General features: G+C 60.7%; 11 protein-coding genes. 10 read left to right on the top strand and 1 reads right to left on the bottom strand.

The window, feature by feature from the left end:
• Complete coding sequence (locus ACILSQ_RS25005) at window positions 1-450, bottom strand: CBS domain-containing protein (RefSeq protein ID WP_395746410.1); 450 nt, start codon at window positions 448-450, stop codon at window positions 1-3.
• Window positions 451-599: 149 nt separating this feature from the next.
• On the opposite strand from ACILSQ_RS25005, the gene ACILSQ_RS25010 reads away from it, so the two are divergent.
• From ACILSQ_RS25010 to ACILSQ_RS25055, 10 genes are all read left to right on the top strand, one after another.
• Window positions 600-1943 carry a Gfo/Idh/MocA family oxidoreductase gene (locus ACILSQ_RS25010; RefSeq protein ID WP_395746411.1) on the top strand — a complete coding sequence of 448 codons (1344 nt, stop codon included), beginning with the start codon at window positions 600-602 and terminating at the stop codon, window positions 1941-1943.
• Between the two features lie 74 nt (window positions 1944-2017).
• Complete coding sequence (locus tag ACILSQ_RS25015; RefSeq protein WP_395746412.1) at window positions 2018-3406, top strand: hypothetical protein; 1389 nt, start codon at window positions 2018-2020, stop codon at window positions 3404-3406.
• Window positions 3403-4983 (top strand): M14 family zinc carboxypeptidase, encoded by a 1581-nt coding sequence (locus tag ACILSQ_RS25020; RefSeq protein ID WP_395746413.1) that lies wholly within the window; start codon window positions 3403-3405, stop codon window positions 4981-4983. The genes ACILSQ_RS25015 and ACILSQ_RS25020 overlap by 4 nt, the downstream gene beginning before the upstream one ends.
• A 13-nt stretch (window positions 4984-4996) precedes the next feature.
• Window positions 4997-6337: an MFS transporter gene (locus tag ACILSQ_RS25025; RefSeq protein ID WP_395746414.1), complete on the top strand. Its 1341-nt coding sequence runs from the start codon at window positions 4997-4999 to the stop codon at window positions 6335-6337.
• A 5-nt stretch (window positions 6338-6342) separates the two neighbouring features.
• On the top strand, window positions 6343-7890 hold the full coding sequence (locus ACILSQ_RS25030) for a hypothetical protein (protein ID WP_395746415.1): 1548 nt from the start codon (window positions 6343-6345) through the stop codon (window positions 7888-7890).
• A 4-nt stretch (window positions 7891-7894) separates the two neighbouring features.
• Complete coding sequence (locus tag ACILSQ_RS25035; RefSeq protein ID WP_395746416.1) at window positions 7895-8566, top strand: acyltransferase; 672 nt, start codon at window positions 7895-7897, stop codon at window positions 8564-8566.
• A 38-nt stretch (window positions 8567-8604) separates the two neighbouring features.
• Window positions 8605-10074, top strand: a complete 1470-nt coding sequence (locus ACILSQ_RS25040) for a hypothetical protein (protein WP_395746417.1) — start codon at window positions 8605-8607, stop codon at window positions 10072-10074.
• Between the two features lie 2 nt (window positions 10075-10076).
• The gene (locus ACILSQ_RS25045) at window positions 10077-11636 is read left to right on the top strand and encodes a hypothetical protein (protein WP_395746418.1); all 1560 of its coding nucleotides are present in this window, start codon (window positions 10077-10079) and stop codon (window positions 11634-11636) included.
• A 7-nt stretch (window positions 11637-11643) separates the two neighbouring features.
• Window positions 11644-12684, top strand: a complete 1041-nt coding sequence (locus tag ACILSQ_RS25050) for an amidohydrolase family protein (protein WP_395746419.1) — start codon at window positions 11644-11646, stop codon at window positions 12682-12684.
• Complete coding sequence (locus ACILSQ_RS25055; RefSeq protein WP_395746420.1) at window positions 12681-13502, top strand: NAD(P)-dependent oxidoreductase; 822 nt, start codon at window positions 12681-12683, stop codon at window positions 13500-13502. The genes ACILSQ_RS25050 and ACILSQ_RS25055 overlap by 4 nt, the downstream gene beginning before the upstream one ends.
• Window positions 13503-13537 lie beyond the last annotated feature (35 nt).

Here is a 13537-nt window from a genome sequence, read left to right on the forward strand (position 1 = left end):
TCAGGCCGAGTAGCCGCCGGAGATGTAGGCATTGAGCTGCTCGATCGTCATGCGCTGCGTGGCGATGATCCATTTCACGAGATCGCCGATGGAGACGATGCCCAGCAGTTCGTCCCCATCCAACACCGGCAGGTGGCGGACGCGGTGCTCCGTGATGATCTCCATGCAGCTGGACACCGTTTCATCTGGCCCCACCGTCACTGGATCCCGTGTCATGATGTCGCTGACCGGTGTTTGCTTGGAGGATTTCCCGCGCAGCGCCACTTTGCTCATGTAGTCGCGTTCAGAGATGATGCCGACGAGCCGTCCGCCCTCGACGACCGGCAGGGCGCCGATGTTTTTTTCGGCCATCATCTGAATGGCCTGGTAGACGGTGGCCGTGGGCTGAACGGTCCAGATGTCCCGGCCTTTGTGCTCCAGCAGGGTCTTCGCGGCGGTAGGTATTTCCATGGGAGGGGATGTGATGGATTCTTATTTTCCAAAATTGGCTTCGGTTAAGCAAGCCTTCGTTTTCCAGCCGCATCTGGCCGGGAGAAAAGCGGAAATTCGCACCACCTTGGTGCTTGAGAAGATTCTCCCGCACCGTTTGATGCGGTGCCATGAGCACCCAACCCACGCCTCTCTCACGCCGCCGCTTCGTCGGTGCCGCCGGCCTCGTCGCCGGCAGCATGATCACCCGCCCGCTGTTCGGACAGAACGCCCCCAGCAACAAGCTCAACGTCGCCCTCATCGGCGTGTGGGGCCGTGGCCTGGCGCACTACGACTCCATCGCGGAAGAAAACGTGGTCGCTCTTTGTGACATCAATGAGGCGCGCTTCCCGGATGCGCTGAAGCGTTTCCCGAATGCCACGACCTACATTGACTGGCGCAAGTGCCTGGACCACAAAGGGCTCGACGCCGTGGTGGTCTGCACGCCGGATCACACCCATGCCTTCATTGCCAACTGGGCGCTGAAGCGGAACCTGCACTGCTACTGCGAGAAGCCGCTGGCCATCACGGTGAATGAAGCACGCACCGTGCGCGCGACCTGGGAAACCAAGAAGGGCAAACTGGCCACCCAAGTGGGCATGCAGCGCCATGCGAATCCGAACTTCAACCGCGTGCGCGAGCTCATCCGCGACGGTGCCATCGGCGAGCTGAAAGCCGCCTACGCCTGGGGCAACCGCCAGATTCCCAAGCCTGGCTACTTCCCCGAGGAAGGTCAGCCGCCTTCCACCTTCCACTACGACCTGTGGCTCGGCCCGTCGCCCTTCCACCCCTACAATCCGGCCTACTTCTCCGGCGGAGCCGGTGCCAACTGCCTCTCCTGGAACATGTTTTGGGACTTCGGCGCGGGCCAGATCGGCGACATGGGCAGCCACACCATGGACCTGCTCTGGAACGCCGTGGACGGCGGCCTTCCCACCTCCGCGGAGGCCAAAGGAGACGCCTACAACTCCGACGTGACGCCGGTGAAGTGCGAGTCTCACTTTGAGTTGCCTGCCAACGACTGGCGAGGGCCGATCACGGTGGCGTGGTACCAGGGCGGCGCGATGCCGAGCTCGCCGAAGAAGCACCTCGACCTCACCCAGATCGGCCACGGGGCCATGTTCAAAGGCACCAAGGGCTTCCTCATCGCCGATTTCGACTCACGCCTCATCATTCCCTACGGCAACGACGCGGACATGAGCTACTACAAGCCGCGCAAGAAGGAGGACATGCTGCCGGACATCGGCCACTTCCAGAAGCAGTGGTTTGACGCCTGCCGCGACCCCAGCAAGCCGACTGCGTGCAACTTTGGCTACAGCGCGGACATGATCGAGATGATGCTGCTCGGTCTGGTGGCGTACCGCACGGGCAAGAAGATCCAGTACGACGGCAAGACCGGCACCAGCCCGGACACGCCCGAAGCGAACGCCTTCATGAAGAAGGAATACCGCGACGGCTGGAACATCGACGGCTGATTGGCGCAGGACAGCGCATATAAGCGCATTGACGGGAGAGAACGGTCCAAGCGGCGCGTTTTCTCCCGTCTTCTATGACGCGCCTCCAGCCACTGTGTGCATGGTTTTGTCTCTCTCTCAGCCTTGGTGCGGCGGAGCGGGAGCTGTTTGTGGACGAGCACATCATCGACCGCATGGAAGGTGCGGCTTTGAAACTGCACAAACCGGAGGCGCAGGATGTGGCACTGAGCTGCCCGGAGGCGTGGGAAGGAAACACTTCAGGGTACTTCACGCTGTTTCAGGACGGCGATCTTTTCCGCTGCTACTACCGCGGGTCGCATCATGGTGAAGGCGATGGGAAACCCAGCCAGCCTGGAGTGACGTGTTATGCGGAGAGCCGTGATGGCATCACCTGGGTGAAGCCGAAGCTGGGGCTGGTGGAATTCAACGGTTCAAAAGAGAACAACATCATCCGCATGGGAGACGGGTGCTCCAATTTCGCACCTTTTAAGGATACCCATCCGAACTGCCCGCCGGAAGCGCGCTACAAGGCACTGGCGAGCACTGGAGATGAAAAGACGCGCAAGCTGAAGCCGAGCCTGCAGGCGTATCGTTCCGCGGATGGTGTGCACTGGTCGCTGATGCGCGAGGAGCCGGTGATTACAGCGGGGTCGTTTGATTCGCAGAACACGGCTTTCTATGATGCGGAGCGTGGGGAGTACCGGGCGTACTGGCGCTACTTTACCGGGGGCTATACGGATGAGCGGGGGTGGAAGCCGAAGGGGGTGCGGGCGATCCGGACGGCGACTTCCAAGGACTTTCTCCATTGGGAAAATCAGGCGGATCTGGCCTATGGGAAGGAGGCGCCGGAGGTGCAGCTGTATACGAATGCGGTGCGGCCGTATGCGCGGGCGCCCCAGCTAATCTTCGGATTTCCAACGCGTTACCAGCCGAAGCATTCGCAGGTGGAGCCGGTGTTTATGAGCAGCCGGGACGGGGTGAACTTCAAGCGCTGGGAGGAGCCTCTAATACCCATTACAGCACCGAAGGACCGGGACTGGAACCGGAGCAACTACATGACGTGCGGGGTGCTGCAACTGCCGGGACGGGAGCGGGAACTGTCGGTTTATGCGAGCGAGGCCTACTACCAAGGGCCGGGAAGTCGCATCCGCAGATTCACGTTTCGAGTGGATGGTTTTGTGTCGGTTTCGGCAAAAGATGGGGTGGTGGTGACAAAACCTTTGACATTCCAAGGTGACAAGCTGGTGCTGAATTTGATCAGCCGGGGGGAGACGCGGGTGGAGGTGCAGGATGCGGATGGGAAGGTGATTCCGGGATTTGGAGCGGGTGATTGCAAACCGATCCAGGGAGACCACATCGACCATGAGGTGGTGTGGAAGGGCGGGAGCCCGGTCGGGAAAACGGTGAGGCTGCGTTTTGAACTGAAGGATGCTGACCTCTTTGCTTTGCAATTTGTACCATGAAACTGATCTTTGCTTTTCTGCTGCTGTCGATGTTCTGCCGGGCCCAACAGCCGTGGGTGGAGAAGATTCACCGGATCACCTTTGAGGAGTATGATGCGACGCTGAAGTACTGGGCGGAGAAGCATCCAGGCTTGTTCACGTATGAAAAGCGGGGGGAGTCGCATGAGGGGCAGCCGGTGTATCTGGTGAAGATCACGGATGCTAAGGTGCCGGATGAGGACAAGCAGGTGGCGCTGGTGTCCGCGCTGCATGGCGGGCCTGAGCGTTCGGGGACGACGACGACGCTGAAGCTGATCGAGTGGCTGCTGGGGGATTCGGAGCTGGCGAAGGAGACGCGGCAGAAGCAGGTGATGCTGGTGGTGCCGATAGCGAATCCGTATGCGTTTTTCACGACGGACCGGTTTGGGAACAAGGAGAAGATTGATCTGTATGATTCGCAGATTGGCTACTGGGATCTGCCGAAGCTGAAGCTGGCGGTGCCGAAGCGGACGCCGGAGCTGATGGCGTTTCTTGGGATCGTGGATGAGTTTCAGCCGGACGTGCATCTGGATCTGCATGGGACGGGGCTGCAGGCGTTTCCGGACGACAAGATGGGCGACAGGTCGATGCTGAAGGGGCAGACGATGTTTGAGATTTCGGCGTGCTCGTATTCGAACTGCGGGGTGCGGCCGTGGGACCCGCGGGTGACGGAGGCGATGGTGAAGGCGGGGCAGGAGGCGGGGTATGGGTCTGACCGGGCGGAGGCGGATGCGCAGCGCTGCTTTTACAACCCGGACCACGATGTGTTTCGCAGCCGGCTGTGGAATGCGCCGAGGCCGCAGCGGTTTCGCACGATGTTTTATGGCTACATGAAATACCACACCATGATTTCGACGACGGAGATCGGCTGGGAGGAGAGCGGGGTGGCGCGTGTGTCTGGCATTCTGGCGCTGGGGAACAAGCCGTGGGTGAGCGAGAAGTTTTCGGGGTATCCGGTGACACGGGTGCGGGCGCGTGCGGGACGATTTGTGACGGCGTATGGCGAGACGGCCACGCAGCGGCGGCAGAGCCGTGCGGAGCTGTGGGGCCGGCAGCCGACCTGTGCGGATGGCATGATGTATCCGGAGTATGACGGGCGGGCCACCTATGTGTGCGCGGTGACGCCGAAAGGACTGGCTGCGCTGGACAATGATCCAGGGAAGTTTGTGGCGAACCTGCGGGAACTGCCGGGGGTGAATGCAGATGCCATTGAGAAGTTTGTCAAAGCGGGGCCGGAGCATGAGTTCACTTCCGATCCGCGTGAGGCGACGAAGGGTGAGCCGATTCAAAGGGGCATCGGCTTCCGGCTGCGGGTGCCGTACAAGGCGCCGACATTGCTGGATGTGGCGGTGAACGGGCATTCGCTGAAGGAGAGCGCGACGGATGGGTATCAGGCGTGGTTTGCGGATGGGTACACGCAGGTGCAGATCAACCTGCCGCCGGAGAAGACGAAGGTGGCGGATCTGTTTGTGGTGACCTGTGCTTATAACGGCAATGAGAAGCGCAGCTATGGATGGGAGCCGCCCGCTGCGGTGATGGAGAAACTGAAGAGCAAATAGCCGACCTCCGCCCATGACGCACCACGATCCAGACATCGGCACAAGGGCGCGCAGGCGGGTGATGTGGCGGCTGATGCCGTACCTGATCGTGCTGTATGTGATCGCCTACCTGGACCGGGTGAACGTGAGCTATGCAGCGCTGGAGATGACGACGGACCTGGGATTCACAGCGGCGACCTATGGCTTTGGCGCGGGCATTTTCTTTGTCGGCTACTTCATCCTGGAGGTGCCGGGGGCGGTGTTTGCGGCGCGGTGGGGAGTGAGGCGGATGGTGTGCCGCATCATGGTGTCATGGGGTGTGCTGGCGATGCTGATGGGCTTTGTGCAAAACGCGGCGGAGTTTTACTGGCTGCGATTTTTAATCGGCGCGGCGGAGGCGGGTTTTTTTCCGGCCATGATCGTCTATCTGGGCGGCTGGTTTCGCGCCGCGGACCGCGGGAAGGCGGTGGCGCTGTTCATGTCGGCGATTTCACTGGCGATGGTGATCGGCGGGCCGCTCTCCGGTGCGCTGCTGAAGCTGCACTGGCTGGGGCTCGAAGGCTGGCGCTGGCTGTTCATCCTTGAAGGGCTGCCGGCGGTGGTTTTCGGCATCTCGGTGTTGTTTTTTCTCACGGACCGGCCGGAGGATGCGAAGTGGCTGCCCGCAGATGAGAAGGCCTGGCTGGTGGGTGAACTGGCGCGGGAGCGGATGGCGGCTGAGCAGTCCGGGCAGACGCGCAAGCTTTCCATCGCCCAAGCTTTGGGCGACCGGCGGGTGCTGCTGTTTTCAGCGGCGTATTTTTTCGGCCTGCTGGCCTCCAACGGGCTGGGCTACTGGCTGCCGACAATGATCCAGGCGTTGTCTGGGTTTTCGAATTTTACCGTCGCGCTGCTGGTGTCGCTGCCGTACTCGCTGGGAGTCATCGCCAAAATCGTTGCGGGCTGGTCTTCGGACCGCACGCGTGAGCGGCGCTGGCATACGGCGGGGCTGCTGATGCTGGGCGGCGCGGGGCTGGCGGCGGTGGCGCAGTTTCAGGGGCAGCTGGCGCTGGCGCTTGGGTGCCTCTGCGCGGCGGTCATAGGCCTCACGGGATACACGCCGAGCTTCTGGGCGTATGCGACGAGCTTTCTGGGCGGCACAGCGAACGCGGCGGCCATCGGCCTCATCAACTCCATCGGCAACCTGGGCAGCTTTGCGGGGCCGTATGCGATGGGCTGGCTGAAGGAGCACACCACGGGCTACACGGCGGGGGTGCAGGTGCTGGCGGCGTCATCCATCATGACGGCGCTGCTGGTGCTGGCCGCCAAAACCGGGGTGAAACCCAGGCCGCTGCCCGCCGCCGCCTCTTCCTCCTCCTTGCAAACATCCATCTGACTTCCATGACCACACGTTTTTCCAAACCGCTTTTGTTCCTGTGCCTGCTGAGTGCCGGACTGCATGCGCGCCTGCTGGCTGAAAAACCCGCGCTGCAGGTGGCGGCCCTGGAGTTTGGCATCACGCCGACGACGGGAGGGGCCACATCGAGCAAGGTGGGGGCGCTGGTGCAGAAGGTGGAGGGGCCGCTGAAGACGACGGTGACTTTGTTTCAAGCAGGAGAGTCGCGGGTGTGCCTCATCGCGACGCACATGAACTCGCCGAAGGGGGCGAACATCAGCCCGCTGATCCGGCGCACGGCGGCGGAGGCGCTGAAGCTGCCAATGGAGCGGGTGCTGCTGATGGTGTCGCACAATCACACGGACCTCAACCTGGTGAGCAATCACATCGAGGCGTATTCGACGATCGCGATGAAGCCGGAGGAGGTGCCTGCGGCGAAGCTGGTGCCTGCGGGGGAGGAATTTATCAAGCAACTGGAGGCGACGGCAAAGCAACTGCCTGCGCTGCTGCAAGCGGTGACGGTTTCGTGGGCGGAGGGGACGGAGGGACGCATCAGCTACAACCGCAAGGGGCGGCGTGCGGATGGCAGCAGCTATTTGATCCGTGAGGAGGACCGCGATCTCCTGGGGGTGGATTTCAATGGGGACATGGACCGGCAGGCGCCGATCGTGGTGCTGAAGAATGAGAAGGGAGAAGTGGTGACGGCCATCACGCATTTCACCGCGCATCCGTGCTCATGCTTTCATCCAGAGAAGCCGATCATCTTTGGCGACTGGCCGCAGGTGGCGTGTGAGCATGTGGCGGCGCATCTTTCGCCATCGAAGCCGATCGCGGTGAGCTTTCTGCAAGGGTGCGCGGGGGATGTGAACTCGAAGGGAATGTTTCGCGGAGACGTGGAGCTTTCGAAAAAATACGGACGCATGCTGGCGGACAGCTACATCGCGGCGCTGGGCGGGCTGAAGGTGTCGAAGCGGGATGGGATGGATTTTGCGGTGGAGAAGGTGGGCATACCGCTGGCGCCGCTGCCATCTGAGGACGTGCTGAAGAGGGAGATCGCGGAGATGGAAGATTTTATCCGGCGCGCGAATGCGGGGGATGAGAATACGCTGGCGTGCATCGGGCATAATTTTCCGCGTGAGCTGACGCCGGCGTATCGGGGCAAATTGATCGAGATGATTTTGCCCTGGAGCCAGTGGGCGCTGGAGATGCGGCGGCAGGGCAAGGCGGAGAGTGTGGCGAAGTTTCTGGAAGTGGAGATCCAGGTGCTGAGGCTGGGGGATGTGGGATTTGTGTGCATGCCGTTTGAACCGTTTCAGGGCATTGGAAGGCAGATCCGTGCGGGATCGCCGCTGCCGATTTCGATTCCGTGCGGCTACACGAATCTCTCGTATGGGTACCTGACGGATGGGGCGAATACGAATCCTGGAGATGGGGAGTATATGAGTGCGCACTATCGGTACAGCAAATTTCGTGCGCCCTATGCGAAGCCTGCGGGAGATGTGATCGCGGTGAAGGGGCTGGAAACATTGAGCCGTTTTGCCAAAGAGAATTGATACCATGAGCATTCCCACGGAACCTTTTCACGAGATCGGCGCGGAGGCGCAGGTCGATGCGGATGTCATTCTTGGCTATCGCTATCCCGGAGACTCGCAGCCGACGCGCATCGGCGATCATGCGATCATCCGGAGCGGGAGCATCATCTATGCGAACACGACAATCGGGCACCGATTTCAATGCGGGCATCAGGTGCTGATTCGTGGGGAGATCACGATCGGGAATCGCTGTGTGGTGCATCATAAGTGCACACTGGAAGGACGGCTGAAGATTGGGAATGGGGTGAAGATCATGGCGCATGTGTATGTGCCGAGCCGGACGACGATTGGAGACATGGTCTTCATCGGGCCGGGGACGACGTTTCTGAATGCGAAGTATCCGATGCGGCAGGATGGCGTGCAGGGGGCGACGATTGAGGATGGGGTGACGATCGGTGGTGGCGTCACGATTTGTCCGGGAGTGAGGATCGGGCGCGGGGCTTTTATTGGTGCGGGAACGCTGGTGAACAAGGATGTGCCGCCGGATACGCTGGCGTATGGCGTGCCGGTGCAGTTTCGCGCGATGCCGGAGGTGCTCGCGGGTGGGAATCAGCCGGAGCAACTGCTGCCGCAGACGGATTTGTTTGGGGCGCAGAGGGATGATACGTGGAGGGATGAACCGCTGGATGCTCTATGAAATGCTTTTCACTTTTTCTTTGTGCCTTGATGCCGCTCATGGCTGTAGCAGCGGCGGATGAGACGGTGCTGTTTCCTTTCGATGATCATGGGATGCCGTTTAGCAAGGGGTTGATTCTTACGCTGGCACCGGGACATAAGTCGGCCAAGGCACCGAGCCTGGGGATTGACCCGAAGCATCCGGGAACGCCGGTGATGGCGCCTGGCAAGAAGGGGGATCCTGATTCTCTGCGGGCTTACTTTTGCGGGACGATTCTGAAGGTGGGGAACGAATACCGCATGTGGTATTCGGGGCATGACGGGCACAAACGGCGGGTGTGCTACGCGACATCCACGGACGGTGTGAAATGGGTGAAGCCGAAGCTGGGGCTGGTGGAATACAACGGAGGCAAGGAAAACAACCTGGTGTGTGTGGATGATGGGGAGGAGATGAAGGGGATGATCGTGCTGGTGCTGCATGATCCTGAAGATCCGAACCCGGAGCGGCGCTTTAAGATGGTGCGGGAGATCAACCCGGAGATGAAACCGGCGGCGGTGAGCGCGGATGGGATTCGCTGGAAGAGCCTTGCAGAGGGGAAGGATATTCTGGGCGGGGGCAATCTGGAGCCGAGCGGACTGATCAAGCACAACGGGATGTATTATGTGTATGGCCACGGCGGGCCGGTGCCGCATCCGATTCAGATTCGTGGATACATGCGGGCGCAGAAGCGGATGATGGTGGCGCTGGTGTCGCCGGATTTCGAGCACTGGACAAAGGCGGGGCATGTGAGCTTCCGGCGTGATGATCTGCCGCCGCGCGCGATTGCGGACTTTGAATTTCATCGCGGCGAGCAGGTGCACCTGGGGGCGAGTGTGTGGAACCGCGGCAATGTGCTGCTCGGTTTCTACGGTCAGTACCACAATGAGACGAATGACCGCAGGACCGCGGTGGTGGACATCGGGCTGGTGGTGAGCCATGACGGACTGCATTACCATGAGCCGCTGCCGGATTTTAAAATGATCCCGTCATTTGAAGAGGAAGATCGTGCGGAGCCGCGGCTGACCCAGGGGCAGGCGTTTCATAACATCGGCGACCGCACGTTTGTGTACTATGGCATCTGGACGGAGGTGGACCGCAACAGTCCGACGGGGGTGCGTGTGGCCACCTGGCCGCGCGACCGGCTGGGCTATTTTTCGCCATCGCCAAAAGCGGAGGATGTGCACTGCATCTCCGGTCCCATCGCGGATGTGCGTGAGGGAGCGCGGGTGTTTGTGAATGTGACGGGTCTGACGGCGGACAGCCAGCTTGCGGTGGAATTGCTGGATGAGAAATTTCTGCCGGTGCCGGGCTACACAGCGGCTGACTTTGTGCCGTTCACGGCGAAGTCGGGTTATCGCGTGCCGGTGATGTGGCGTGGAGGCGAGAAGCTGACGGGGATCAAGCAGCCCGTGCGTGTGCGGGTGAACTGGTCGGGCAGGGACCAGGAGGACACACGTTTGTTTGCTGTTTATATCGAGAATCCATCATGATCATGAAGACAAAACGCATTCTTTTATCGTTGGGCATTGCAGGCTGTGTGGCGGCATCTCATGCGGCGGAACTTTTTGATGAGACGCAGGCGGTGAGCGTGTTTGCTTTCGACAATGTTTCGATTCCGTACACGCAGAATCTGCGGCTGGAGATGCGGACGCCGGAGAAGCATGCGGGGAATCCGGTGCTGCCGCGGGGGGCGCCGGGGACGCCGGATGCGCAGGGGGTGCAGTTTTATGGGTCGATACTGAAGGAGAATGGGAAGTATCGGCTGTGGTATGTGGCGTTTGATGATGACAAGGAAAACAAGGTGGCCTCGGAACGGTGGCGTGCGGCGTATGCGGAGAGTACGGATGGCGTGACCTGGACGAAGCCGAATCTTGGGCTGGTGGACTACAAGGGGAACAAGAACAACAACCTGCTGGCGATGGGCGGCGGGCCGTGGGGATTTGTGAATGTGAAGGTGCTGAAGGATGAGGCGGACCCAGATCCTGCGCGGCGGTACAAGATGACCTCGCATGTGTATTTCCGAGGGCAGCGAAGGCTGGGGACGCTGCTGCCGTTTGTGAGTGCGGACGGGCTGACGTGGAAACCGGTGAAGGAGGTGAAGTCGGTGAAGGCGGAGCTGAGGAAAGAGGACGTGCTGCTGCCTGCGATTCATTTCGAGCCAAGCGGCGGGCTGTATCAGTGGGACGGGATGTTTTATGCGTGCGGACAGAATGCGCTGAATGCGACGCGGTCGTATCAGGGACGGGTGACGCGGATGTATCGCTCGGCGGATTTTGTGCACTGGATGCCGACGCAGAATGTGGGCTTTATTCGTGAGCCACAGCATGAGGTGCTGGGGGCGGGGCGCAGCCTGGAAGGGGAGCAGACGCACGAGGGGATCAGTGTGTGGAACCGGCGCAATGTGCTGCTGGGCGTGGTAGGCCTGTGGCATGGCGCGAAGGAGTGGCCGGACATCACAATCGATCTCGGCTTTGTGGTGAGCAATGACGGGCTGAATTTTCGTGAACCTGCGCATGAGTGGACTTTCATCAAACGCGGTGAGGATGGCGCGTGGGATCAGGGCGGGGTGATTCAGGGGCAGGGCTTTGAGAACATCGGTGACGAGACGCTTATCTATTATGGCTCGTGGGATCCGAGGCATTGGAAGGAATCGCCGCCGCGTGGAGGGGTGGGCATTGCGAAGCTGCCGAGGGATCGGTTTGGCGAACTGGTGGTGGAGACTGTGGGCAAAGGGCCCGGGGACTATCAACTGCCGGAGATCACGAGTGAGTTTGTGACGGCGGCGATCGCGGTGAAGGGCGGGGAGGGCTTCTTTGTGAATGCTGATGGGCTGGGGGCTGAGGCGAGGCTGAAGATCGAACTGCTGAGCGTGAACGAGACGCCGCTGGCAGGATATACCAGCACGGTGAAGCAGAGCGGATTTCAGACACCGGTGGTGTGGGAGAAAGGTGGCGCGGATTTGCCTGAACGTATCCGGGTGCGCGTGACGTTTGAGGGGAAGCGCAACACGGAGATCCGGTTTAGCGCGCTGTATTTGAAACCCGCCAAGTGATGATTTTATGAACCGCCGTCATTTTCTTACTGCCACCGTCGCGGGCAGCGCCGTGGCTGCTGCGGCAGCGCCGCCGAGTGGCATCATCGACTGCCAGAGCCATCTGTTTTTTCCGGAGGTGATCGAGATGATGAGGAAGCGGAAAACGGAGCCGCTGGTGTATGATGAGAAGGGCATGGCGATTCTGAAGATGGGGGACTGGCTGCGGAAGGTGCCGCCATTTTACCTGGATGTGGATGCGAAGCTGGCGACGATGGACAAAAATGGGATCGAGATCACGATGCTGAGCACGAATGATCCGGGGCCGGAGTGGTTTGGCGCGGACGGGCCGGCGGTGGCGCAGTTGATTCATGATTCGCTGGCGGGGGTGATCGCAAAGCATCCCACGCGGTTTCGCGGGCTGTGCGTGCTGCCATTGCAGAATGAGAAGGCGGCGAGCGAGGAGCTGGACCGCTGTGTGAAGAAGCTGGGGTTTAAGGGCATCCTGTTGTACACGAATCTGGCGGGGGCGTGGTGTGATGAGCCGCAGTTTCACTGGCTGTATGCGCGTGCGGAGGAGCTGGGGTTGCCGATCCTGCTCCATCCGGCGAAGCCGATGACGACGGAGGTGGTGAAGGGGTATGAGCTGACGAGCACGCTGGGGAACATGTTTGAAAATACCATTGCGATCGCGAGGATCATTGCGAGCGGGCTGCTGGACAAGCATCCGAAGCTGAAGCTGGTGTGTCCGCACCTGGGTGGCACGCTGCCGTATATCAGCGGGCGGATGGATCATCAGCTCACGGTGCTGAAGCGAGGGCCGCAGAATCTACAGAGGAAGCCGAGCGAGTATCTGAAGAGCATCTATATGGACATTGTGTCGCCACTGCCGGAGGCGATGCGGTTTGCGCTGGATTTCAGTGGCGCGGACAAGCTGCTGTTCTCGAGTGATCATCCGTGGGTGGAGCCGAGCGCCATTCTGGAGCCGCTGCGTTCGCTGAAGCTTCCGGCGGCGGATGAGCAGAAGATTCTCTCCGGGAATGCGCGTGAGTTTTTTGGGCTGGCATGAGTGAGGCGAACGCCAGCAATGTGGGCATCATCGGCATGGGGCTGATGGGCAGTGCCGTGATGACGATGACCGGGGCGGAGCGTGGGTGGGATGTGGAGGCGGCACGCTGTGTGAATGCGGTGACGGTGGGGGATGTGTTTGAGAATTGTGATGTGGTGTTTTTGTGCCTGCCGAATTCGGACATTGTGCGTGAGGTGCTGCGGGGTGCGGGTTTGAAGGCGGGGCAGATTGTGATTGATACGACGACGGGTGATCCGCGTGAGATGGCGGCACTGGGAGCGGAGCTGAAGGAGCGAGGGGTGGAGTATCTGGATGCAACGGTGTCGGGGAGCAGTGCGCAGTTGTTGCAAAAGGATGTGCTGGTGATGGTGGGTGGGGATGTGAAGGTGTTTGAGCGATGCCGCGGCTTTATGGAGAAGTTTGCGAGAGAGGTGGTGCATGTGGGGCCGTGTGGGAGCGGGGCGAAGATGAAGCTGGTGACGAATCTGGTGCTGGGGCTGAATCGCGCGGCATTGGCGGAGGGGATTGTGTTTGCGCAGCAGATGGAGCTGGATCTGGCGCTGACGCTGGATGTGATGCGAAGAAGCATGGCGTACTCGCGGATCATGGACACGAAGGGTGTGAAGATGATCACGGGGGATTTTGAGCCGCAGGCAAAGCTTTCGCAGCACCTGAAGGATGTGAGGCTGATGCTGGCGGCGAGTGAGATTCCGCTGCCGCTGAGTGAGACGCATCGGGCGCTGCTGGAAAAGGCGGAGGCGCTGGGGTATGGGGAGGCGGACAACAGCGCGGTGATCCAGGCGATTTTAAAACCATGAGTGCTGCGCAATAGGCTGACAAAGTCGGAGTTCAT

The organism is Prosthecobacter sp., from assembly GCF_044227185.1.
Lineage (GTDB): Bacteria > Verrucomicrobiota > Verrucomicrobiia > Verrucomicrobiales > Verrucomicrobiaceae > Prosthecobacter.